Consider the following 21,641-nt stretch of genomic DNA (forward strand, 5'->3'; position numbering starts at 1 on the left):
TCCGTTGATCACAGCTTCGGCTCGCCGAGGCCGGACAGCCGCTCGAGATGCTTGACGGTCGCAATGAAGTCGGTGTCGCCGTCGCCCTGGGCGACCAGCGAGCCATAGGTCTCGCGCACTTGCGCGGCGAGCTGCAGCGGCACGCCGACGGCGTGGCCGGCGCCCAGGATCAGATCGAGATCCTTGGCCATCTGCTTGCAGGAGAAGGTGGACTCGAAGTCGCGGGTCCGCAGCGGCGCAGTCTTGTACTTGACCATGGGTGAGGCCACCGCGCTGTCGTCGAGCACCTTCAAAATGTCCTGCCAGGCGATGCCGCCCTTGCGCGCCAGCGCCAGGCTCTCCGCCATCATCGCCGCCGACACCGCGATCATCAGATTGACCGAGAGTTTTGCGTAGCGCGCTTCCTCGGCGGGGCCGAGATAGGTCTGGGCGCGGGTGAAAGCTGCGAACAGCGGCGTTGCGCGCTCGAACGCGTCCGTCGGTCCCGACACGAAACAGGTCAGCGCGCCGGTGTGAACGATGCTGGCATTGCCGGACACCGGCGAGCGCAGATAGGCAATGCCGTGCGCCTCTGCGACGGCCGCAACCTCAGCCGAGGCTGCGACGCTGACGGTGCTGGTTTCGATCAAGACGGCACCGGGGGCCATCGCGGCGATCAGGCCGGCGGGGCCGAGCAACGCGCCGCGCAAAGCGGCGTCGTCGGGCAGGGAGGTGATCACGGCGGCCTTGCCGCTCACGGCCTCGGCCGGCGAGGCGGCGATCGCAACGCCCTGCGCGCGTGCGTCGCTGATCCGCGCCGCGCTCTGGTCGAACGCGGTGACGGTGTAGCCGGCCTTGGCGACGAGCACCGACATCGGCAGGCCCATCTTGCCGATCCCGATGAAAGCAACTGTTTTCAGAACGTCAGTCATTCGTCTTGTCCATTGGCGCCTTCAGGCGGCGCGTCCTTGTCGTTCGATGTCTTGCACCAGCCGCCGGCCGGATTGCGCCAGCAGCTCCTTCTTCGTCTCGAGTCCCCCGACCAGCAGCCGGCCATTGCGTTTCTTCCAGGCGCCGCCGATCATGACGGCCTCGATGTTGGCGAGGCTCGTCTGCATCACGACGGTCGCGACAGGATCGTGCACCGGATGAAGATTGAGATCGGAGGCGTTGATGATCACGAGGTCGGCGCGCTTGCCCGGCGTCAGCGATCCGATCTGGTGCTCGCGGCCGAGCATGCGGGCGCCTTCCGTCGTGATCCAGCGCAGCGCTTCCCGGATCGGAATCGTGGTCGTTGCCGGGATGGTGCCGCTGGTCTTGCGCGACTCGGCGTTGTCGAGCGCCCGCTGCATCGACAGCGCAACGCGCGCGGCGGAGAGCAGATCGCCCGCCAGCACGGATTCCAGATCAATGCCGATGGTCGGCCGCACGCCGCGCTTCAGAAGGCGTCCGGTGATCGGAAAGCCATGGCCCTGGATCATCTCGTTCTCGGGCGTGACCGAGAAGGACACACCGAGATCGACGAGACGATCGAGCAGATCATCCGGCAGATCATTGCCATGGACGATATTGACGCCGGGGCCGACGAGGCCGGCCTCGAGCAGCTTCTCCCAGCCGCCAGGCGTCTTGGCTGGACCGCCGCCCTGATGCATCGAGGCGGTCAAGTTCAGCTCCCGCGCCAGGCGGAAATCGTGCATGGCGACGTCGAGCGTCGAATAGTGGGGACCGAGAATGGCGAGCCCGAGCGTGACGAGGCCGTCGCGGTCGGCGAGGGGGCCCGCCAGCAGCCGCTCGACCTCGCGGCGCGGATGCGGCACTTCCGAGAAATGCGGCTCGCCCGGCTTCGGCTCGGGTTTCGGCGAGCCATGGAAGAACGCGGCGCGGATGCCGCTTTCGATCAGGCCGCGCACGGCGGCGTCGGTATGATCGGGCGTCGGGTTGTTGTGGCACCAGTCGACCAGCGTGGTGATGCCGTGATTGATCTGGTTCAGCGCGCGGACGAGGGTCGCGATGTAGATGTCGTCGGGCCGGAACACGGTCGCGAGGCCCGCATGCATGCGGCGGAAATATTCCAGCAACGTCCAGTTCGCGGCAAAGCCGCGCAAGCCCGTCTGCCAGGTGTGCATATGCGCGTTGATCAGGCCTGGAATGACGATGCGGCCCACGCCGTCGACGACCTCGGTGTCGGCTCCAACGTCGATCGACGGACGCACATCGACGATCCGGCCGCCCTCGACCAGCACATCGCCGGTCAGGAGATCGCCGATCGCGTCATCCATGCTGATGACAATGGCCGATCTGATCAGCGTGCGCCGCATTGCCTTACGCCGCCGCTTTGACGGCGCTTGGCGGCTCGCCGGCGAAGGCGCGCGCAATCAAGTCGCGAATGGCGCCACGCTCGAGCGGGCGCGGGTTCCAATAGGCATTGGTGACGGCGAGATCGGCGGCCTTGTCGATTCCGCTCTCGGGCATGCCGACATCGCGTAGTGCCAGCTTCGCACCAAGCCCCTTGGCGAGATCGTAAAGTCCCTGCGATGCATCGGCCGCACCGGTTGCGCGCGAGATGCGCGCCATCGCATCGGGCACGGCCGGTGCGTTGTAGGCCAGCGCGTGCGGGAGCACGATGGTATGCGTTTCGGCGTGCGGCAGGTCGAACGTGCCGCCGAGCGTGTGGCAGAGCTTGTGATGCAGCGCCATGCCGACGGTGCCGAGGCAGACACCGCACAGCCAGGCGCCATAAAGGGCTTCGGTGCGGGCCTCGCGATCGTCGCTTTTGGCGGCAATGGCGGGCAGGGCACGCGCCAGCGCGCGGATGCCTTCTTCGGCCATCAGCGACGTCACGGGATTGGCATCGCGCGCGTAGAGTGCCTCCACCGCATGCGCGATCGCATTGATGCCGGATGTTGCGGCGAGAGCCGCCGGCAGCGTCAGCGTCAAGTCGACGTCGTAGATCACGGTCTCCGGCAGCACGGCCGCATCGCGCACCGTGGTCTTCAGCCCGTTCTCGGTCTGGCCGACGATCGGCGTCATCTCCGAGCCGGCATAGGTGGTGGGGATGCAGAGCTGGTTCACACCGGTGCGCAAGGCCAGCGCCTTGCCTAGTCCGGTGGTCGAGCCGCCGCCGAGCGAGACGACGCAATCGGCCTCGCATGCCTTCATCGCCGCGAGCGCGCGTTCCGTGACCTCGACCGGCGTGTGCATGGTGGCGCCGGGAAAGATGCCGGCATAGAGCGGACCGAGCGCGGCCCCCAAGCTCTTGCCCTGCGCTTCCTGCTGCGGCGTCGTCAGCACCAGCGCACGCTCACCCCCGAGCCGCTCGACCTCTGCCTTGGCGTTAGCCAACGTTCCGCTGCCGAACACGACGCGGCAGGGCAGGTTTTCGAAGGTGAACGAACCGATCATGCGCCGGTCTCTTTGATGGGATAATCGACCTGGAAGCGCCCGATCCGCAAGTCGCCCAGCGCCTCGCGCACGCGCAGATGTTCCGGGTGGTTGGCGTAGGCGGCCAGCGCCGCCTGGTCGGTGAATTCGGAGAACAGCACGACGTCGCAGGCGTAATCGACCGCGCTGACGTCCATGCCGACTTCGATATGGGTGAGGCCGTCGATCCGGCCCTTGAGGCCCTCGAACAGGGTCTTGACCTTGAGCCGGGCGGCGGAGCGCTCCTCGGGGCTCTCCCCGCGCAGCCGCCACATCACGATGTGCCTGATCGGGCCCGACATTTCCTGATTTCCTCGCCTGCAATGGTGCTTTGTTGGCGCCATTTTGCCTTGCAGAAAACGGAAATAAAGGTCAAAATTTGTAAGTCTCTTTTCCTGTTTTCGCAAAAATGGACCGGCTCCTCCAACTCGAGGTCTTCTCCAAAACCGCTGAGCTCGGCAGCCTTTCCAAGGCCGCCGAAATCCTGCGGATGTCGAACGCGGCCGCGAGCCGCCATCTCAGTGCGCTGGAGGAGCGGCTGGCGGTCCGGCTGATCGAGCGCAACACGCGCCGGCAATGGCTGACCGAAGCCGGGCAGGAGCTCTTGCAGCGTTGCAGCACGCTCCTGAACGAGCTCGCCGAAGCCGAGGACGCCGTCTCCGACCGCGCGTTGTCGCCGAAGGGCATGCTGCGCGTGACGTCTTCGCTGTCCTTCGCGATGATCTATCTCGCGCCGATGCTGCCCGCCTTCCGCGCGCTCTATCCCAATCTCAGCGTGCAGATCATCAGCGCAAACCGCTACCCCGACTTCATCGAAGCCGGCATCGACGTCGCGATCCGGACCCGGGAGCACGAGCCGGATTCCAACATCATCGTCCGCCGCATCGGCCAGATGCACCGCGTGCTTGCGGCGGCTCCGTCCTATCTGGAGAAGCACGGCCGGCCCGAGCATCCCGCCGATCTCGCCCGTCACAACATGCTGATCTACAACCTCGCCAATGATCCATACTCGCTGCGGTTGAGCCAGGGCAGCACGACGCAGACGATCCGGATCGCGCCGACGCTCGACAGCAATGACGGCCAGATCATCTGCGGTGCAGCGCGCGCCGGGCTCGGCATCCTGATCCAGCCGCTCTATATCGTGCAGGGCGATATTGCGGCCGGCCGGCTGGTGCCTGTCCTGAGGGATTGGCAGCTGCCGTTGCTCACCATGAACATCGCCTATCAAAATCGGGTCAGGCTGCCCGCCAAGATCAGGGTGTTCTCCGATTTCCTCGTGAGCTACATCCGGGAGCATTCGGAGCCGGGGATCTGGATCGACGCGGCGAAGTGAGCGGGAAGCATTCATGTATCTCGGCATCGATCTCGGCACGTCGGCGGTCAAGACGGTTCTCGTCGACGATGCCCAGCGCGTGATTGCAAGCGAGAGCCGGGCGCTCGTGACCGTCTCGCCGCGATCGGGATATTCCGAGCAGGATCCGGCGCAGTGGATCGATGCGACCTTTGCCACGCTGGATGCCCTCAAGGCGTCGCACGCCGATGCGTTGGCGGCGGTCCAAGGCATCGGACTGTCCGGCCAGATGCATGGCGCCACGCTGCTCGATAAGAGCTCGAGGCCGCTGCGGCCCTGCATCCTCTGGAACGACGGACGATCGGCCAACGAGTGCCGTATCCTGGAGCAACGCTGGCCCGCCTTGCGCGCGGTGACGGGCAACAAGGCGATGCCCGGCTTCACCGCGCCAAAACTGCTCTGGATCGCCGCGCACGAGCCCGAGATCTTTGCGGCGACGAAGCTCGTTCTGCTGCCAAAGGCCTATCTGCGCCTTGTGCTGTCGGGCGAGGCCGTCGAGGATGTCTCGGATGCTTCGGGATCGCTGTGGCTCGACGCGGCGCGCCGCGATTGGTCGGACGCAGCACTGGAAGCGACCGGCTTGTCACGCGCGCACATGCCGCGCCTGGTCGAGGGATGCGCGCCCGCAACCACGCTGCGCAGCGAGCTCGCGCGCCGCTGGGGCATGGTCAGGCAGCCGGTGATCGCGGGCGGTGCCGGCGACAATCCGGCGGGCGCCGTCGGTATCGGCGCAATCCGGCCGGGAGCGGCATTCGTCTCCCTGGGAACCTCGGGTGCCCTCATGGCCCCGACCGACAGGATCGCCGCCAATCCCGATCGCGTCGTGCATACGTTCTGCCACGCCATTCCCGGCATGTGGATTCAGGCCGGCGCGATCCTCTCGGCCGCCTCCTGCCTCGCCTGGCTCGCGCGCCTGTTCGGCGCCACCGAGGCGGAACTGCTGGCGCCGCTTGCAGCGCGACCGCGGGCACCGTCGCCCGTGAGCTTCCTGCCTTATCTCGCCGGCGAGCGGACGCCGCACGACGATCCCGTCGTGCGCGGCATGCTGGATGGCCTCAGTCATGGCACCGATCGCGCGGCGATCGTGCAGGCGGTGCTCGAAGGCGTTGCCTTCGCGCTTGCCGATTGCCGCGATGCGCTCGCGGATGCCGGCCTTGAGATCGCGGAAGCCGATGTGATTGGTGGTGGTTCACGCTCGGCCTTCTGGCTCGCGGTGCTGGCGAACGTGCTCAATGTTCCAGTCCATCGCTTTGCCGGAGGCGAGACCGGCGCCGCGTTCGGTGCGGCGAGATTGGGGCGGCTTGCTGTCACGGGTGAGGCAATCGGTGACGTATGCATGCGGCCGCAGCGCATCGAAACATTCGAGCCCGACGCTGCACTGGTTGATGCCTACGTCGAACGGCTTCCCGCCTGGCGCGAACTGTATCGGCCGCGCCACTAGCTGGCCCAATCTGGTTTGCATACTTCGGTATACTCGCCTTCGGTATTGCCCTGCGTCACCGCTTTTGTTTAATGACCAAACCGCGTTGCCGAGAAACGAGACGCGGGTGGGAAACGCATTGTGCGCCGGGAGGCACGATGAACGATCCGATCCTCGAGATGCGCGGGGTCTCAAAGACCTTCTTCGGCATCAAGGCGCTGCGGGCGGTCGATCTCACCGTCTATCCCGGTGAAATTCACGCCCTGATGGGTGAGAACGGCGCCGGTAAGTCGACGCTGATGAAGATCCTGTCCGGCGCCTACCGGCCCGATCCGGGCGGCGAGATCCGCATCGAGGGCAGGGCGGTGCGGATCGAAGGCCCGCTCGGCGGCCGCGCGGCGGGCATCTCCATCATCTACCAGGAGCTGTCGCTCGCTCCCAATCTCAGCGTTGCCGAGAACATCTATCTGGGCCGGGAGATGTCGCGCTCGGGCTTGCTGGCGCGCGGCGCCATGCGCGAGGGCGTCGGCCCGATCCTGAAACGACTGGGCGCCGACTTCCTGCCCTCGACGCTGGTGGCGCATCTGTCCATGGGCCAGCGGCAGCTGGTCGAGATCGCGCGTGCGCTGCATGTCAGATCAAAGATTCTCATCATGGACGAGCCGACCACCTCCTTGTCGGCCGCCGAAAGCGAGCGGCTGTTCGCGCTGATCCGCCAGCTTCGCGCCGAGGGGCTTGCCATCATCTACATCTCGCATCGCATGGACGAGGTCTACGCGCTCGGCGACCGCGTCACCGTGCTGCGCGACGGCCGCTTGGTCGGCTCGCTCGACAAGCCCGAAATTCGCGCCGACACCATCGTGCGACTGATGGTCGGTCGCGACGTCTCCTCGTTCTACAAGAAGGACCATGATCCGGAGGCGGGGCGGGGGCATCCCGTGCTCGCGGCGATCGACATGGCCGATGGCCAGCGCGTCAAGGGCTGCTCGCTCACCGTGCATGCAGGTGAGGTGGTCGGCCTCGCCGGCCTGATCGGCGCCGGCCGCACCGAGCTTGCCCATCTCATCATCGGTGCGTCGCCGAAAACCTCGGGCCGGCTCGAGCTGGAGGGGCGTCCGGTCGATATCCGCACGCCGGGCGAGGCGCTCGAGGCCGGTATCGCCTATCTCACGGAAGACAGGAAGGCGCTCGGCCTGTTTCTCGACATGTCGTGTCTGGACAACATCAACCTCGCCGTGCTCGGCCGCGATGCGAAGCTCGGCTGGTTTCTTGATCGCGACAAGGCACGCGAGCGCGCCGACCGCGCCTTTGCGGGCCTCAGCATTCGCGCCACCAATGCCGGCGTTCCCGCCGGCGGCCTGTCAGGCGGCAACCAGCAGAAGGTGCTGCTGTCGCGGCTACTCGCCATCGCACCGAAGGTCCTGATTCTCGACGAGCCGACGCGCGGCGTCGATGTCGGTGCCAAGTCTGAAATCTATTCGATCATCGACAATCTCGCTAAGGCCGGCACCGCGATCCTCGTCATCTCATCCGATCTGCCCGAGATCATCGGCATCTGCGACCGCGTCGTCGTGATGCGTGCGGGGCACATCGCCGGCGAGGTCACCCGCGGCCCGAATTCGCCGCTGGCGCAGGAAGACATCATGGGGCTAGCCACGGGGATGGAGCATCTCGATGCCTGACAATGGTGGTGTGGGGGCGAAGCCGGCATCGACCACGACCAACGGCGCTGCCGCAGAAACAAGGCGCCAGCGGATGCGGATGCTGATCAGTGCGCTGGGCATGTTGCCGGTGCTGCTGATCCTCTGCATCGGCTTCAACGTGCTGTCCGAAGGCCGCTTCTTCACCGGACAAAATCTCGGCATCGTATTGCAGCAGGCCGCTGTGAACACCGTGCTCGCCGCCGGCATGACCTTTGTCATCCTCACCGGCGGCATCGACCTGTCGGTCGGCTCGATCCTGGCGGCCTCCGCAATGGCGGGATTGACGCTCTCCAAGCTGCCGGAGCTCGGGATGCTGTGGCTGCCGGCCGCGCTGCTCACCGGCCTCGGCTTCGGAATCGTCAACGGCGCGCTGATTGCGCTGCTTCGCCTGCCGCCTTTCATCGTCACGCTCGGCTCGCTCACCGCGGTGCGCGGCCTGGCGCGGCTGCTCGGGGCCGACACCACCGTGTTCAATCCCTCCATTCCCTATGCCTTCATCGGCAACGGCTCGCTGACGCTCGTTCCCGGCGTCGCGTCGATCCCGTGGCTCTCGGTGATCGCCTTGCTCGTCATTCTCGTCTCCTGGCTGGTGCTGCGTCGGACCGTGCTCGGAGTGCATATCTATGCAGTGGGGGGAAACGAGAGCGCAGCGCGGCTGGCCGGCATCAAGGTCTGGGCCGTCCTGATCTTCGTCTACGGCATCTCCGGACTTTTCGCCGGGCTCGGCGGTGGCATGCAGGCGGCGCGCCTCTATGCGGCCAACGGCCTCCAGCTCGGCCAGTCCTATGAGCTCGATGCGATCACCGCCGTGATCCTCGGCGGCACCTCGTTCGTCGGCGGCATCGGCTCGATCTGGGGCACGCTGGTCGGCGCACTGATCATCGCCGTGCTGTCCAACGGCCTCATCCTCATCGGCGTCTCCGACATCTGGCAATATGTGATCAAGGGCCTGGTGATCATCGGCGCCGTGGCGCTGGACCGCTACCGGCTGCAAGGCTCCGCGAGAACGTGAGAGGCCGGGCGCGCAACGATGTGCGCATGGCGTGATACGAAATTCCGTTGCGGCAACTGGTCTGCCGCGCCGGGGACGAAGACAGACCAGGGAGGAAGTCCATGTTGAAGACGATCATGCTCGCCGGCGCCGCCATCGCGCTTGCCCTGACCACCACACCATCCTTCGCCAAGGAGCTCAAGTCGATCGGCGTCTCGCTGGGATCGATGGGCAACCCGTTCTTCGTCGCGCTGTCGAAGGGCGCCGAGTTCGAGGCCAAGAAGACCAATCCCAACGTGAAGATCACGGCCGTCGGTTTCGAATACGACCTCGGCAAGCAGGTCACCCAGATCGACAATTTCATCGCCGCCGGCGTCGACCTGATCCTGCTCAATCCCGGCGATCCCAAGGCGATCGGGCCGGCCATCAAGAAGGCGCAAGCCGCGGGCATCGTCGTTGTCGCGGTCGACACCGCGGCTGAGGGTGCCGATGCCACCGTGACCACGAACAACGTGCAGGCCGGCGAGATCTCCTGCCAGTACATCGTCGACAAATTGGGCGGCAAGGGTGACGTCATCATCGAGAACGGGCCACAGGTCTCCGCCGTCATCGACCGTGTCGTCGGCTGCAAGAATGTCTTCTCGAAAAATCCCGGCATCAAGGTGTTGTCCAGCGACCAGGACGGCAAGGGCTCGCGCGAGGGCGGTCTCACCGTCGCGCAGGGCTATCTGACCCGCTTCCCCAAGATCGACGCCATCTTCGCTATCAACGATCCGCAGGCGATCGGCACCGACCTTGCGGCGCGCCAGCAGAACCGCAGCGGCATGATCATCACGGCGGTCGACGGCGCGCCCGATATCGAGGCCGCGCTGAAAGATCCGCAGTCGCCGCAGATCCAGGCTTCTGCTTCGCAGGACCCGTTCTTCATGGCGCGGCGCGCGGTGCAGGTCGGCGTCGGCATTCTCAACGGCCAGAAGCCGGCCTCGACCGTCGAGCTGCTGCCGTCAAAGCTCGTGACCAGGGACAACGTCGCCGAGTACAAGGGCTGGACCTCGGATCGCTCCCAGTAAGGCATCGTCCGCTGCTGGAGACGTTCGAAGCATGAGAGATGACGGGCGGCGGTTCGATCGCGCCGCCCGCCGCCGATACCCTGCGTGCTCACCGGTAGTACGCAGCGATGCCTGTGCTAGCTTTCCACGATCTCGATCGGTCGATTCGGAAAGCAGATCCGGTGAAATCCAGGACGTCAGGCACGGCGTGGCGGCATGCCAATATCGGCCGCCTGCTCAATAACGCGGTGCGGCGCTTCGAAGGCCGTGTGCTCGAATTGATGAGCGAGCGGGGCCACGACGAGACGCGCATCGCCCATGTCAGCCTCACGCGCAATCTCGACGTGGAGGGGACGCGGCTCACCGAGCTCGCCCGCCGCGCCTCCATGAGCAAGCAGGCAATGGGCGAGCTGGTCGATCAATGCGCCGAGCTCGGCCTCGTCGATCGCATCGCCGATCCGACCGACCGGCGCGCGCGCATCGTCATGTTCACGCCCACGGGGCGCAAATGGCTCGATGCGTTCCGCGATGCCGTCGACGTCGCCGAGCGGGAGATGCGCGCCGAGCTCGGCAAGGGCACGATGGACGCGATCCTGAAGGGGCTCGCGGCGTATGGCACGGAGTTCGATACGCTCGACGATCCCGATTAGTCAGGCAGCTTGACGAAATCGTCAGGTAACCTTACCATGCAAGATGATGCTGGCAGGGAGAAGCGTCTTGGAAACTCGTCTGACGGCCACGGTGCTCATCGTGGGCGGGGGCCCTTGTGGGCTGATGCTGGCGAACGAGCTCGGCCGCCGCGGGGTGTCCGCGATCCTGGTCGATGAAAAGCCGGGCACGGCCTTCAATCCGCAAGCCAATGCGACGCAGGCGCGCTCGATGGAGCACTATCGACGGCTGGGCTTTGCCGACGAGATCAGACGCGAAGGTCTGCCCGCGGACTACCCGACCGACGTTGCCTATTTCACGCGCTATACCGGTTACGAGCTGGCGCGGTTCGCGCTGCCGTCGGCGTCGCGGGCGGGCGAGCTGATCAAGGGCCTGTCGGGCTCCTGGAGCGCGGCCGAGCTGCCGCATCGGGTCTCGCAGAAATATGTCGAGGCGGTGCTGCGCCGCCACGCCGAACGGCTCCCCGGCATCAAGCTCAACTACGGTCACCGGCTGATCGGCTACACCGAAAGCGATGACGGTATCGTCGGCGAGGTCGAATGTCTCGACGATGGCAGCCGCTTCCGGATCGGCGCCGACTTCCTGGTCGGGGCGGACGGGCCGCGCTCCATGGTTCGCCAATCGCTCGGGATCGTCTATGGCGGCGAGACCGGGACGCAGCGCGATTTCATGGGCGGCCGCATGCTGGCGGTCTATCTCCGCTCGCCCGACTTCTACGCACGCGTCCCCCACGCGAAAGCGTGGATGTACAATTGCTTCAACGGCGACCGCCGCGCCTTCATGGCCTCGGTGAACGGCCGTGATGAATTTGCGTTCCACACGCAGCTGCGGCCGGGCGAGGACGAAAGTGCGATCACGATCAACCAGGCTAAAGCCGCGTTCCAGCGCGCCTGCGGTGCGCCGATCGATTGCGAAGTTCTGTCCTTCCTGACCTGGACCGCCGGTCACGCACTGGTCGCGAACGGGATGCAGCGGGGCAGGGTCTTCCTCGGCGGCGACGCGGCGCATCTGTTCACGCCGACCGGCGGGCTCGGCTACAACACCGCGATCGAGGATGCGGTCAATCTCGGCTGGAAGCTCGCAAGCGTCGTCCAGGGCGTGAGCCCGGCGGCACTGCTCGGCAGCTACGAGGTCGAGCGGCGTCCGGTAGCGCTCCGCAACACCGATTATGCGCGGCGCTTCGCCGATTCGCTCGGCCTCTTCGCGCCGGCGCCGGAGATCGAGGATGCGACGGACGCCGGCCACGAAGCGCGGCGGATCGCGGGCGCCTATCTCGATCAGCACGCCCGCGCCGAGTTCAACATCCCCGGCGTCACCTTTGGCGGGCGCTACGACGGCTCGCCGATCATCGTCCCCGACGGCAGCGAGCCGCCGCCGGATGCCGCCAACGTCTACATTCCCACCGCCTGTCCCGGCGGCCGCGCACCGCATGCGTGGCTGGACGACGGCATGTCGCTGTATGACCTGTTCGGATTCGAATGGACGCTGCTTCAGTTTGGGGACGTGATGTCGGCCCATGGGTCATTCGCTGAGACGATCCGCGCGATCGGGGCCGATGTAAAGCTCGTCACGCTGCCCAGATCGTTGCGCGATCTCTACGAGGCGGATCTCGCCCTGATACGTCCCGACCAGATCGTGGCTTGGCGCGGCAGCGCATCGCAGGCCGGGACGATCGCACGCGTGCTCGGCCGCGCACTCGCGCGCGGTGCACGCGAAGACGCCGGGCTAGCAAGCGGCAGCTAGCGCGCGGTGGAGGGATTGGTTCGCGCAGGCGAGGCGGCCGACGGAATTGCGCTCGCGAAGAGACTGGTCTTGGGTTGGACGCGCGATCCGTCGATCAGCTCGAGGCGACCGCAGCGGTTCAGGGTATGCAGCTTCCTGCCGGGCCATGCCGGTCCGGGCTTCAGAGCATGGCGGACGATCTGCTTGAATGCCGTCGGCGACAGTTCGACCACTTCCGCCAGGGCAAGCGCTGCGCCGTATCCGTCGGTACAGTCCTGGACCGGTCGCCACAGCTTGTTATCGAGTGTGACGAAGTTTCCTGCCGGCCGCGTGCTTGCACGGTCGATCAGGACGGGATTGCTGGCGTGGGGCAACCAGGGCCCCAAGAGTCGATCGGCGTGGTAGATCGCCAGCGAATCCGAATAGCCAGCCGTTCCGTCGCGCCAGGCGCCAAACAGATAATACAGGCCGTTGTGGCGCGTGATCGTGACGTCGGCCAGCTCGAGGCCGGAAAGGAGCGTTGCGTATCGCTCCCATTTGTCCGGAAACCGAACACATTTGTAGAGGGCGACGTCCCCGCGGGTCGAGCTCTCCGGGATCATCCAGAGCTCGCCATCGTCCTCGATCACGAACGGATAGGAGAGGTGACAGGGCTCCTCGAGCACCGGCATCACCTCGCCGACTGGCCCCGCGTCGGCGAACTCGATCGCCGAGATGATGCCTTTTCCGACGCGGTGATCGAGATCCTCGAAGAAGACGAAGGTCCGGCCCTGCCAGGTGACGGGAAAGGGATCGGCATAGAAGTGGTTTCCAGGATCTCTCAGAACGTTCCAGCCTGGACCTGACAGGTCTCCGGTCTGCCAGACGCCCGCGCCATCGTTGAAGCGCCATCCGATATGCCAATGCGGGGCATAGCAGCAGAGCCGATAGAGCTCCTTGGCGATCGATACGGCAAGGCCGCGCGCGACGTAGCCAACCGCGCCGCGTCGCGAGCCAATTCCAGCGGGGTGCGGCAGCTGCGGCACGATGCGCGGCCTTCCCGACAGGATCGCCGCCAGCATGGTCAGAGTCCGCGCCATGATCGTTTCGAGCCCACCGCTGAGGCCTGCGGCAATCTCTCCGGACGGATGGCCGCGGTCGAGGACTGAGCCGTCGATCTCGTTGACGATCTCGATCACTGGCAGGTCGCCGGCGAGGATGGTGGCGAGTGCGGCATTTTCACCGGCGACGCCGTTGAACAGCGGCCGGAGATACAGCCGGGCAGGGCTGGCCGGATCGCGTGGGGCACTCGTGAAATCGACGATCACGTCGGCCGTGCCGACGCTGGCGCGTGCTGGTTCGGAGCCGATCGTCAGCCTGTCGGCGCCGCTGTGCTTGCCCCTGTGCAACACCAGGCGCTCGAGCTCGAACAGGGCATCGAGACCCGCCGGCCGTGACTCCGCCGTTGCCGTCCATGCAACTTGCACCGGCACGTCCCGGCCGTCGACCGACAGCGTCCTGCGGTCCATCCAGCGTCGCGCGTACTCACGTTCACAGCGAAACTCGATGATCATGTCGAGCCAATCTGTTCCAGCGAATCAGGTCAAACGACCTGGTCGAGAATTCGGATGTATTCCTCGACCATGGCATCTACCGAATAGCGCAGCCGCAGGCCTTTGGCGTTTTGTCGCAGGTCGTCGCGCAATTGCGTGTCGGTCAGCAGCCTCGAGACGGACGCGGAGAGCTGCGCATGATCGGAGGCATCGACGAAGAGTGCAGTTGGTCTGCCTTCGTAGGACAGCACTTCGCGCAGGACGGGAAGATCGGTCACGACGGAGGGAACACCGGCGTTGGCGGCCTCGACGGCAGCCAGACCGAAGGTCTCGGCCTGGGTCGGAAAGACGAACACGTCGAGACAGGCGAGGAAGTCCGCCATCCGGCCGGGAGGAATCTCCCCGAGCAAATGCAGACGGTCCGAGACGTTCAAGTCGTTCGCCAGTTGCCTCAGCCGGGCCTCGTCGGCTCCCTGGCCGGCGAGCGCGAGATGCCAGGACGGTTGATCCGGCAGCAGACGTATCGCCAGATCGAGCCGCTTGTGCGGATGCAGCCGTGCGGCGCAGCCAAGCAGGACGCGATCCGGCGGCAGATTGAATCGCTGCCGCGCCGCCTCCTTCGACAGGGTGAGGGCCTTGTCGTCGAAGCCGTGCGGCACATGCACCATGCGCGACCGGTAGGCCGCGAGGTAGCGCGAATATTCGCGCTCCATGTCCCGCGAATTGAGCGTGATGCAATCGAAGAAGCCGAGGCTGCCCATGGCGATGTCGGCGGTGCGGACCGGCCAGCTCATCGCCAGCGCGGATGAAACCTGATTGGCGACGACCGGTGCACGGCTGACGAGGCGCGTGACGCCGGCGCCGATGACGTTGCCGAAATGCTGGAACGTCAGGACGGCGTCGGGCCTGGTGGATCTGATGTGGCGGCCGAGCGTCCACAGCATCCGCAGCAGCGCCAGCGGATTGCCCGGCCGGCTTGGCGCGCAGTAGAGCGTATCGGGCGGCTCGTCGAAGGAGTCCGATTTGCGGAAGAAGAACAGGTTGGTGACCCGGTAACCGCGCGCGGTCAGGCCGGCGCCGAGCAGCCGGGAGATCTCCTGTGCACCGGCGTTCTCGGCCTGGGTTTGTGCGAGAAGCACGTGAAGTTTTCGCCCATCGCCGTCCGGCCGCGCAGGTGCCGTCGCGCTCGTCTCGCCCAAGTCCTTGTTCGGCTGATAGTGGAGCACGGATCCCGACCCGCTAAAGAAAGGAAATCTTCACCTTCTTAACTCCGTACCTATCATGCGGGCGTCTCGCGGACACCGACTTGCAACAAACGGAGTTAATGCGAGGCTATGGCGACGACGTCGTTCGCGCAGCATTTCCGCTGGTTCCCGGCTGGCGCACAGCGGGCGCGTTAACCAATCGGTCCTGCGCGGATGACCCGAGCGGCACGTGACACCTAATCACGTGATTCCGCGCTGCGAACTGCGTAGTTGCCGCGCCTCGATGCAGGGAAGCGCAACAGCACGAGAACGGAAGGATCGACCCCGCTTCGCCGGCGACAGAGGACGTTCAGCGCAATCGTCGCGAGCGCGAGCGACACGGTCGTCGAAATCGCCGCGCCAAGCACGCCGAGGAAGGGGATGAGGACGAGAAATCCGACGAGCCGCAGCGCGACGCTGGCGGCGACAACCGGCACATAGATTCGTTCATGGCCGGTCAGCTGCAGGATCGCAGCCGACGGGCCGCCCGCTGCCTGGATGGCGGTTCCGATTGCGAGCACGATCAGGACCGAATGCTGCTCGGCGAAATGAGGTCCGAACAGGTTGAGGAGATAGGGGCCGCCGATCCAGATCGTGGCGAGACCGGCGACGACGCAGAGCGCAGTCACTTCCGCCATCAAGCGCGAGGTCCGCTCGAACTCCCTGTGGTTCTTGCTGAAATACAGCGACGGGAGCCGGCGCGCCCCGAACGTGTAAAGTGCCGCGGAAACCATGGCGAAAATGTTGGCGAGGCGCGAGGCGGCAAAGTAGATTCCTGCGGTCGTCGGATCCAGCATCCAGTAGACCAGAATGACGTCGAGATATTGGTTGGCGACTTCCAGGATCGATGCGATCCAGAAGTGCAGGGCACTCGATCGCCAGCGTGACGTCTCGGAGCGCGCCGGCGTACTGCGCAGATCCGGCAGCACGCGGGCGACGGATACGATCTGCGCAACAAGGCCGGCCGACATGGCGACCGTCATCGCCGCGAACATCTCGGCCGGATCGAGTTGGCGATGGGCGAGCAGCATGACGAGCAGGAACAAGACGACGATGGCCCGCCAGAGGAACTCGCGGTTTCCTTCACCCATGAGAATGCTGACCAGCGAGCGCGCGATCTGGCTGCCGAGCATCAATCCGGCATTGACCGCCGTGTAGGCCGACACCGCGAGGATCAGCACCCACCAGTCGCCTCTCATGCTCGCGGCGATCGCGATGCCGCCGATCACGATCAGCATTGCGAGCGAGGTGATCTTCAAGCTCGATTGGAGGACGCCTTTGGTAAGGTCCGGCCTTTCGCCGACCTGATATTCGTTCAGGAATCGCACCAGCAAGGATTCCTGGCCGACCAGTCCCACGACGGCCGCGATCTGCGCCACCGAAAGCCAGGTCGCAAAGATGCCGAAGCCGTCAGGCGACATCGTCCGCGCCGCCAGCGAGAACAATGCGAACGCGAGCACGCCGCTGCCAACCTTGAGCAGGATGGTCCCGACGACACCGCGCGTGACGTCGCGCCGCATGAACTGGAGGATGGATGCGATCATGGAAGGGTTAAGGGGCTGCGCTCCCCTGACGGGACATGTTCCGATACCGGCGGCAACCTAGCATGTCGAGAAATCGCGAGTGTTAATGGACGAGCTGGGGGATTTCGGCGGTCGCGGCGATATCGCGGTGATGCCATTGCTTCGTTCTGGAACATCGCCGTCTCCATTGTCCTGGTTCTGCAAGTTCAGGCCCGCGCGACTGCCGGCATTTGTAGCGCATCGACGACCGAGAAGACGAGATCTGGCGCTCGCGCGCGGAATGGATTCGATGCAGCAAGACGCGTGCCGCGGCGAGGCAGCGAACTCGGCGCGTCCGGTCGTTAACCTCAATCTCAGGAAATGTTCGCACTCGGCCCTGCGATGCGACATCAGGCGAGAGAATTGCACTGCAGACGTCGTTAATCGTGGGAGCCGGAGCCATGACGAGACCCGTGACCGAGCCAGTCGATGGAGGCGAGAGCGCGGCCATCGATTCGGACGTCGCCATCGTCGGTGGCGGCCTTGCGGGATCGCTTGCGGCGGCCGTGCTGGCGCGGGCAGGGCATCGCGTCGCGCTCGTCGACAAGCGGGCGGTCTATCCGGACGAGTTCCGGGTCGAGAAGATCGGCGGCCATCAGCTGGAATTGCTCCGCAAGCTCGGCTTCCTCGACGCACTCGGAGATGTCGCGTGCCGATATGATCAAGTGCTCAACATCCGCGAGGGCAAGGTGGTCGATGTCAGCGTCGGCCAGGCCTACGGATTTCCCTATGCCGATCTCGTCGCCATGGCGCGTCGCCAGATTCCCGATCCCGCCAGTCTGATCGTCGACGAGGTCACGGCGATCGGTCCTAGCGACGACGTCCAGCATGTCGAGCTGGCCTCTGGACGGCGCGTGAGGGCGCGCCTCGTCGTTCTGGCCACGGGCATGGCGGGAGTCCTGGGCTACAAGCTCGGCATCAGGCGGCGCGTGCTGGCCGAGCGCCATTCGGTGTCGTTCGGCTTCACGATCGCTCGCAAGGATGGCACCCCGTTCGATTTCGAGGCGCTGACCTGTTACGGCGAGCGCACGGCGGATGGCATCGACTATCTCAGCCTGTTTCCCGTCCGCGCCGGAATGCGAGCCAATCTCTTCATGTTCCGCGATCCGACCGATCCGATCATGCGCGAGTTGCGCCGCGAGCCGGAAGCGACAGTCTTGCGTCTGCTGCCGGGGTTGCGGAGCTACCTCGGCGATTTCCGTGTGACCGATCGGGTCCAGAACTGGGTGATGGACCTGACCGTCGTCGAGGGGCATCTCCAGCCCGGAATCGTGCTCATCGGGGATGCGTTCCAGACCAATTGTCCCGCGGCCGGAACGGGTGTCGCCCGCCTGCTGGTGGACGTCGATCGTCTTTGCACCGAATATGTGCCGCAATGGCTCATGACCGCAGGCATGGGCCTGGACAAGATCTCGCAGTTCTATGCCGATCGCGACAAGATCGCGGCGGATCAGCAGTCGCTGAAGATGGCACGCTTCCGCCAGGCGCTGACTTCGCGCAACGATATCGGCTGGGACGTGCGACGACGGTTGCACTTCTTGCGGCGCAGTCTTGCACACCGCGTCGATCAGATGCACCCGGGCTGGCTTGGGCGTGTCCGCGGCGCATTGCGCGCCTGAGCTCTAGGGCCCCCGTCCGTCAGCGCGTCGGCCTCGGAGTGTGGGCAGGCTGAACCTTCAGATCCGAGAGCCGCTTGGCCGCCAGCTTGAGCCAGGGCGCCTGCTTCAGCCCGAAGAGCGCGATGGCGCCTACGGCGCTGCCAGCCTGCGTGACCTCCCACACCGGCGAAGGCTGTGCGCCGAACGATTTCTTGTATGGCTCGTCGCCGATGGTGAAGTCGAGCATCTGATCTCCGCGCTCGATACAATCCCGCGCCACCTGTTCGAACATCAGCGCGCCGATGGACTGGCTCTTGTAACCGGCAATGTCGAAGGCGCTCATGATGACGAGGAAGCTGCCGCGGTGGCACAATCCGAGCACGGCGGCGATCACTTCGCCGTCCATCTTCATGGCATAGAGGCGGACGAAGGAGCCGAGGCCGCGAAGGGCGACGTCGGAATAGAAGCCGTAATATTCGGGACGCTGCAGCAGGTCTCCGTCGCCTTGTGCGTGAAAGCGCGGGCCGCGAAACTTCCTCATCACGTCCATCGCCTCGAGCACGGCGGCGCTGTCGCCGCAGCATGCGAAGCTCAGCGCCCCCTTCTTCTGCAGCTGACGAGACTTCTTTGCGAGCTCCTTCTGGTAGGAGCGATCCATCGCGCTGGCCCGCCATTGCTCGTACGGCGCGACCAGAACCGTGGCGTAGGCATTGGTGTTCATCGAGACGCGGCGGGACGTGGCAAGGAGGTCTTCGATCGGAAGCCGTCCGTCGGGCAGCTTGGCCATTCGGAGCAGATCGAAGGGGCGGACAAGGCGGCGAATCTGCGCGCATGCAGCCGCATCCTGGAGCAATCGTGAGAACACGTCCGGGCTGCAAACCGGTGCCAGATAGTCGGAAACGCGGAGGTCGGCGAACTCGACGGTTCGTATCGGACCGCGCCGGATCCGAAGCAGGGGCAGCACCATCGCAAGGGCGCCGGTGTCGCGGTGGCGCACCACGACGACCAGAGCTGTTGCGCCCGTTTCAGGCGCGAGCCTGGCGTAGAGGCTATGCAACCAGACCGGATGCTGGAACGCTGTGGCAGCCGAGCGATCGAATAGCTCGGCGTAGTCCGGAGACAGAAAGTCGAACGACGGCTCGATGGCGATGTCGAAGGTGTTGCTGAGCTTGTTCATGAGCAATCAAGAAAACCGGGTCATTCGCGAGCGTTGCTCGAACCGTAGCTGCGCTTATAGCAAGGGCGTTACAGGTCAGACACCGGTATCGTGCGATTTGCGCCAATGCGTTCAACCATGCTGGTATGGTTACCAAATGCTTAAGACGCGTGGAGGCCGCCTCGCACGACGCTATCGTCCGCATAGCGCAGGGATCTCTGATCCTCAGCTGCAGGCTATGCTTCGCTAGGTCGAACTCGTGCCCTTCGCTCCCATCCTCAACTAGATCGGGTTCAAGCGCGAGTGAGGACCTATCAGAGGCGCACCCCGGTGGTCGCAAACGCCTGCGCGGCGGGCTCCTGCATGCGATTGAGGACCACCATCCCGGCAAGCGCGATCACGACGGCCGCGACGCAGCCAAGCAAAAAAGCCTTCATCCTCAGCCTCCCTCGATTGGACCAGGCCATCTATATGACAGGGCTTGCGGCGAGCAAGCCGGTCGCGGCGATCGCCGTTCGAGCGGAGGATTCCGCGAGCTCGCTGTTGCGCTGCACGATTCGGAACGGATGCAGGTCTTGCAAGTTCTCTGCAAGCCTGGTGAGCGCATCGGAGGCCTTGCGTGAAGTTACCGAGAACGATCCTGTGCTTCGCAGCACTTTGCTTTGTCGAGGGTGCGCTGGCCCAGCCCGCCCAACCCAACTCGTCGGCGCCGCAAACGCCTCCCGAAGACAAGGGCCAGCTCCAGCCGCAAGGTTGGACGGGCCCGATCAATACCGGTTCGGGTGGCGCGCCGCCCGAAAGTCCCCAGGGCCAGAGTCCCCCTGGAATGCAGGCCGCGCCGGAGGGCTCGTCCAAGACCACGACGGCACCGGCCAAGTAGCCCGTTTCAGGATATTCATTTCCGGTGCCTCTTCTGGCAATCTCGAAAGGGTGAATGTCAGCAGGCGGCCAGGAATGAACAGATCAGCTCTGTGCACGAAGGTGGCCGCAGTGCTGTGGGCCCTCTTTGCCGCATCGTCGGTGCAGGCCGACATGGTCGGGCACGGCGGCCCGATACGGTCTCTCGCCATTTCACCCGATGGCGACAGCCTTCTGTCCGGCAGCTTCGACACGGCCGTGATCCGCTGGTCGCTCAAGACGGATACTGCCGAGCAAGTGCTGCGGTATCATGCCGACGGCGTCAATGCCGTCGCGTTTCTCAAAGACAGCCGCATGATCACGGCCGGTGCCGATGCGCGCATTGCGGTATGGACGGCGGGGCGGCCGGAGCCGGACCGGGTGCTGGAGGGACATGTCGCACCCCTCGCGGCGCTCGCGGTATCGCCCGATGGGACGCTTCTCGCATCGGCGTCATGGGACCGGACGGTGCGGCTCTGGTCGCTGTCGGACGGCACATCCCGCGTGCTCGAAGGGCATACGCAGAACGTCAACGGCGTCGCTTTCCTGCCCGACGGCAGGCCCGTCAGCGTCGGCTACGATCTTGCGCTGCGCATCTGGCGTTTGCCGGATGGCCAGCCTGACATCGTGACGTTGCCGGCGCCACTGAACGCGGTGGCTGTCGCGCCGGATGGTGAAATCGTCACAGGCGCCGTCGATGGCAAGCTGCGCATGCTGACTGCGGACGGCAAGGTCAGCGGCGAGGTCTCGGCCGGTCCGACGCCGGTGGTGGCCTTGGCCATGTCGGCGGATGGCGCGCTGATCGCTGCGGCCGGCATCGGCGGCACAGTGGCGATCATCGATCGCAAGTCGCGCAAGCTGCTGCGCACGCTGGTTGGGCCCGGTCTGCCGGTGTGGGCGGCCGCCTTCCTTCCCGATCGCGAGACACTGATGACGGGTGGTGCGGACGGCAGGATCAGGCGCTGGAATGCGCGCACCGGCGATCCCATCGGGTCAAGTCTGATCGGCACACCGGCCGATCCGCTCGCCGCCTACGCCGGAGATCATGGCGCCGATGTGTTTCGGGCGTGTGTTGCCTGCCACACGCTCTCGGACAAGGAGGTCCAGCGTGCGGGTCCCACGCTTGCGGGACTCTACGGCCGCAAGATTGCTTCGCTGCCGGGATATCGCTTCTCCGATGCGCTGAAGACGATGGACATCGTCTGGACGCCGGAAACCGTCGCGAAATTGTTCGAAATCGGGCCGAATGCCTACACCCCCGGCACGAAGATGCCGGAGCAGCGCATCGGCTCGGCCGAGGACCGGCGCGCGCTGACCGAGTTTCTGGGCCGCGCGACCTCGCGCTAAC

19 protein-coding genes are annotated in these 21,641 nt (G+C 65.4%); 10 read left to right on the plus strand and 9 right to left on the minus strand.

The genetic code is table 11. From position 1 onward, the window contains the following. Positions 1–8 precede the first annotated feature (8 nt). Genes N2602_RS14565 through N2602_RS14580 form a run of 4 tightly spaced genes read right to left on the minus strand, consistent with a single transcriptional unit; the run spans position 9 to position 3,701 of the window. The gene (locus N2602_RS14565) at positions 9–911 is read right to left on the minus strand and encodes an NAD(P)-dependent oxidoreductase (RefSeq protein ID WP_260383060.1); all 903 of its coding nucleotides are present in this window, start codon (positions 909–911) and stop codon (positions 9–11) included. 21 nt (positions 912–932) lie between these two features. After that, positions 933–2,297, minus strand: a complete 1,365-nt coding sequence (locus N2602_RS14570; protein ID WP_260383061.1) for an amidohydrolase family protein — start codon at positions 2,295–2,297, stop codon at positions 933–935. A gap of 4 nt (positions 2,298–2,301) precedes the next feature. Beyond that, on the minus strand, positions 2,302–3,381 hold the full coding sequence (locus N2602_RS14575; protein WP_260383062.1) for a maleylacetate reductase: 1,080 nt from the start codon (positions 3,379–3,381) through the stop codon (positions 2,302–2,304). After that, a complete protein-coding gene (locus N2602_RS14580; RefSeq protein ID WP_036005173.1) occupies positions 3,378–3,701 on the minus strand; it encodes a Dabb family protein in 324 nt (107 codons plus the stop codon). Before N2602_RS14580 ends, N2602_RS14575 begins: the two co-directional genes overlap by 4 nt. Before the next feature lie 107 nt (positions 3,702–3,808). On the opposite strand from N2602_RS14580, the gene N2602_RS14585 reads away from it, so the two are divergent. The 7 genes from N2602_RS14585 to N2602_RS14615 all read left to right on the plus strand — a co-directional run bounded on the left by N2602_RS14585 (position 3,809) and on the right by N2602_RS14615 (position 12,325). Beyond that, complete coding sequence (locus N2602_RS14585) at positions 3,809–4,732, plus strand: LysR family transcriptional regulator (RefSeq protein WP_260383063.1); 924 nt, start codon at positions 3,809–3,811, stop codon at positions 4,730–4,732. Between the two features lie 13 nt (positions 4,733–4,745). Beyond that, complete coding sequence (gene xylB / locus N2602_RS14590) at positions 4,746–6,191, plus strand: xylulokinase (RefSeq protein ID WP_260383064.1); 1,446 nt, start codon at positions 4,746–4,748, stop codon at positions 6,189–6,191. A gap of 137 nt (positions 6,192–6,328) precedes the next feature. Beyond that, positions 6,329–7,852 (plus strand): sugar ABC transporter ATP-binding protein, encoded by a 1,524-nt coding sequence (locus N2602_RS14595; RefSeq protein WP_212256748.1) that lies wholly within the window; start codon positions 6,329–6,331, stop codon positions 7,850–7,852. Continuing rightward, complete coding sequence (locus N2602_RS14600) at positions 7,845–8,885, plus strand: ABC transporter permease subunit (protein WP_260383065.1); 1,041 nt, start codon at positions 7,845–7,847, stop codon at positions 8,883–8,885. Before N2602_RS14595 ends, N2602_RS14600 begins: the two co-directional genes overlap by 8 nt. Before the next feature lie 101 nt (positions 8,886–8,986). Then, positions 8,987–9,934 (plus strand): ABC transporter substrate-binding protein, encoded by a 948-nt coding sequence (locus N2602_RS14605; protein WP_260383066.1) that lies wholly within the window; start codon positions 8,987–8,989, stop codon positions 9,932–9,934. 161 nt (positions 9,935–10,095) lie between these two features. Beyond that, the gene (locus tag N2602_RS14610) at positions 10,096–10,563 is read left to right on the plus strand and encodes a MarR family winged helix-turn-helix transcriptional regulator (RefSeq protein ID WP_212256745.1); all 468 of its coding nucleotides are present in this window, start codon (positions 10,096–10,098) and stop codon (positions 10,561–10,563) included. Positions 10,564–10,609: 46 nt separating this feature from the next. Beyond that, on the plus strand, positions 10,610–12,325 hold the full coding sequence (locus tag N2602_RS14615; protein ID WP_260383067.1) for an FAD-dependent oxidoreductase: 1,716 nt from the start codon (positions 10,610–10,612) through the stop codon (positions 12,323–12,325). Here the strand turns inward: N2602_RS14615 and N2602_RS14620 are convergent. From N2602_RS14620 to N2602_RS14630, 3 genes are all read right to left on the minus strand, one after another. Beyond that, positions 12,322–13,857, minus strand: a complete 1,536-nt coding sequence (locus N2602_RS14620) for a hypothetical protein (protein WP_260383068.1) — start codon at positions 13,855–13,857, stop codon at positions 12,322–12,324. The two genes, N2602_RS14615 and N2602_RS14620, sit on opposite strands and share 4 nt — an antisense overlap. Positions 13,858–13,886: 29 nt before the next feature. After that, a complete protein-coding gene (locus N2602_RS14625; protein WP_260383069.1) occupies positions 13,887–15,062 on the minus strand; it encodes a glycosyltransferase family 4 protein in 1,176 nt (391 codons plus the stop codon). A gap of 215 nt (positions 15,063–15,277) precedes the next feature. Next, positions 15,278–16,624 (minus strand): lipopolysaccharide biosynthesis protein, encoded by a 1,347-nt coding sequence (locus N2602_RS14630; protein ID WP_260383070.1) that lies wholly within the window; start codon positions 16,622–16,624, stop codon positions 15,278–15,280. Between the two features lie 419 nt (positions 16,625–17,043). On the opposite strand from N2602_RS14630, the gene N2602_RS14635 reads away from it, so the two are divergent. Continuing rightward, positions 17,044–18,261, plus strand: a complete 1,218-nt coding sequence (locus tag N2602_RS14635; RefSeq protein ID WP_212256738.1) for an NAD(P)/FAD-dependent oxidoreductase — start codon at positions 17,044–17,046, stop codon at positions 18,259–18,261. Positions 18,262–18,280: 19 nt separating this feature from the next. Here the strand turns inward: N2602_RS14635 and N2602_RS14640 are convergent, their stop codons facing one another. After that, positions 18,281–19,417 carry a GNAT family N-acetyltransferase gene (locus tag N2602_RS14640; RefSeq protein WP_260383071.1) on the minus strand — a complete coding sequence of 379 codons (1,137 nt, stop codon included), beginning with the start codon at positions 19,415–19,417 and terminating at the stop codon, positions 18,281–18,283. A 293-nt stretch (positions 19,418–19,710) separates the two neighbouring features. Next, entirely contained in the window at positions 19,711–19,833 is a 123-nt protein-coding gene (locus tag N2602_RS14645; RefSeq protein WP_257187580.1) for a hypothetical protein, read from the minus strand. A 182-nt stretch (positions 19,834–20,015) separates the two neighbouring features. Here N2602_RS14645 and N2602_RS14650 point away from each other — a divergent pair, with 182 nt between their 5' ends. Together N2602_RS14650 and N2602_RS14655 are read left to right on the plus strand one after the other, a co-directional pair. Further along, positions 20,016–20,276, plus strand: a complete 261-nt coding sequence (locus N2602_RS14650; protein WP_212256734.1) for a hypothetical protein — start codon at positions 20,016–20,018, stop codon at positions 20,274–20,276. Positions 20,277–20,350: 74 nt separating this feature from the next. Next, a complete protein-coding gene (locus N2602_RS14655; protein ID WP_260383072.1) occupies positions 20,351–21,640 on the plus strand; it encodes a c-type cytochrome in 1,290 nt (429 codons plus the stop codon). Position 21,641 lies beyond the last annotated feature (1 nt).

The sequence above is a fragment of the Bradyrhizobium sp. NC92 genome, from assembly GCF_025200865.1.
Taxonomy (GTDB): Bacteria; Pseudomonadota; Alphaproteobacteria; order Rhizobiales; family Xanthobacteraceae; genus Bradyrhizobium.

What these genes read in the sequence shown, in the direction of transcription:
- N2602_RS14585 (WP_260383063.1), top strand. Translation starts at nt 3,809, where the DNA reads ATGGACCGGCTCCTCCAACTCGAGGTCTTCTCCAAAACCGCTGAGCTC.
- N2602_RS14595 (WP_212256748.1), top strand. Translation starts at nt 6,329, where the DNA reads ATGAACGATCCGATCCTCGAGATGCGCGGGGTCTCAAAGACCTTCTTC.
- N2602_RS14580 (WP_036005173.1), bottom strand. Translation starts at nt 3,701, where the DNA reads ATGTCGGGCCCGATCAGGCACATCGTGATGTGGCGGCTGCGCGGGGAG.
- N2602_RS14570 (WP_260383061.1), bottom strand. Translation starts at nt 2,297, where the DNA reads ATGCGGCGCACGCTGATCAGATCGGCCATTGTCATCAGCATGGATGAC.
- N2602_RS14630 (WP_260383070.1), bottom strand. Translation starts at nt 16,624, where the DNA reads ATGATCGCATCCATCCTCCAGTTCATGCGGCGCGACGTCACGCGCGGT.
- N2602_RS14575 (WP_260383062.1), bottom strand. Translation starts at nt 3,381, where the DNA reads ATGATCGGTTCGTTCACCTTCGAAAACCTGCCCTGCCGCGTCGTGTTC.
- N2602_RS14640 (WP_260383071.1), bottom strand. Translation starts at nt 19,417, where the DNA reads ATGAACAAGCTCAGCAACACCTTCGACATCGCCATCGAGCCGTCGTTC.
- N2602_RS14645 (WP_257187580.1), bottom strand. Translation starts at nt 19,833, where the DNA reads ATGAAGGCTTTTTTGCTTGGCTGCGTCGCGGCCGTCGTGATCGCGCTT.
- N2602_RS14635 (WP_212256738.1), top strand. Translation starts at nt 17,044, where the DNA reads ATGACGAGACCCGTGACCGAGCCAGTCGATGGAGGCGAGAGCGCGGCC.
- N2602_RS14615 (WP_260383067.1), top strand. Translation starts at nt 10,610, where the DNA reads ATGCTGGCAGGGAGAAGCGTCTTGGAAACTCGTCTGACGGCCACGGTG.
- N2602_RS14655 (WP_260383072.1), top strand. Translation starts at nt 20,351, where the DNA reads ATGAACAGATCAGCTCTGTGCACGAAGGTGGCCGCAGTGCTGTGGGCC.
- N2602_RS14565 (WP_260383060.1), bottom strand. Translation starts at nt 911, where the DNA reads ATGACTGACGTTCTGAAAACAGTTGCTTTCATCGGGATCGGCAAGATG.
- N2602_RS14620 (WP_260383068.1), bottom strand. Translation starts at nt 13,857, where the DNA reads ATGATCATCGAGTTTCGCTGTGAACGTGAGTACGCGCGACGCTGGATG.
- N2602_RS14600 (WP_260383065.1), top strand. Translation starts at nt 7,845, where the DNA reads ATGCCTGACAATGGTGGTGTGGGGGCGAAGCCGGCATCGACCACGACC.
- xylB (WP_260383064.1), top strand. Translation starts at nt 4,746, where the DNA reads ATGTATCTCGGCATCGATCTCGGCACGTCGGCGGTCAAGACGGTTCTC.
- N2602_RS14605 (WP_260383066.1), top strand. Translation starts at nt 8,987, where the DNA reads ATGTTGAAGACGATCATGCTCGCCGGCGCCGCCATCGCGCTTGCCCTG.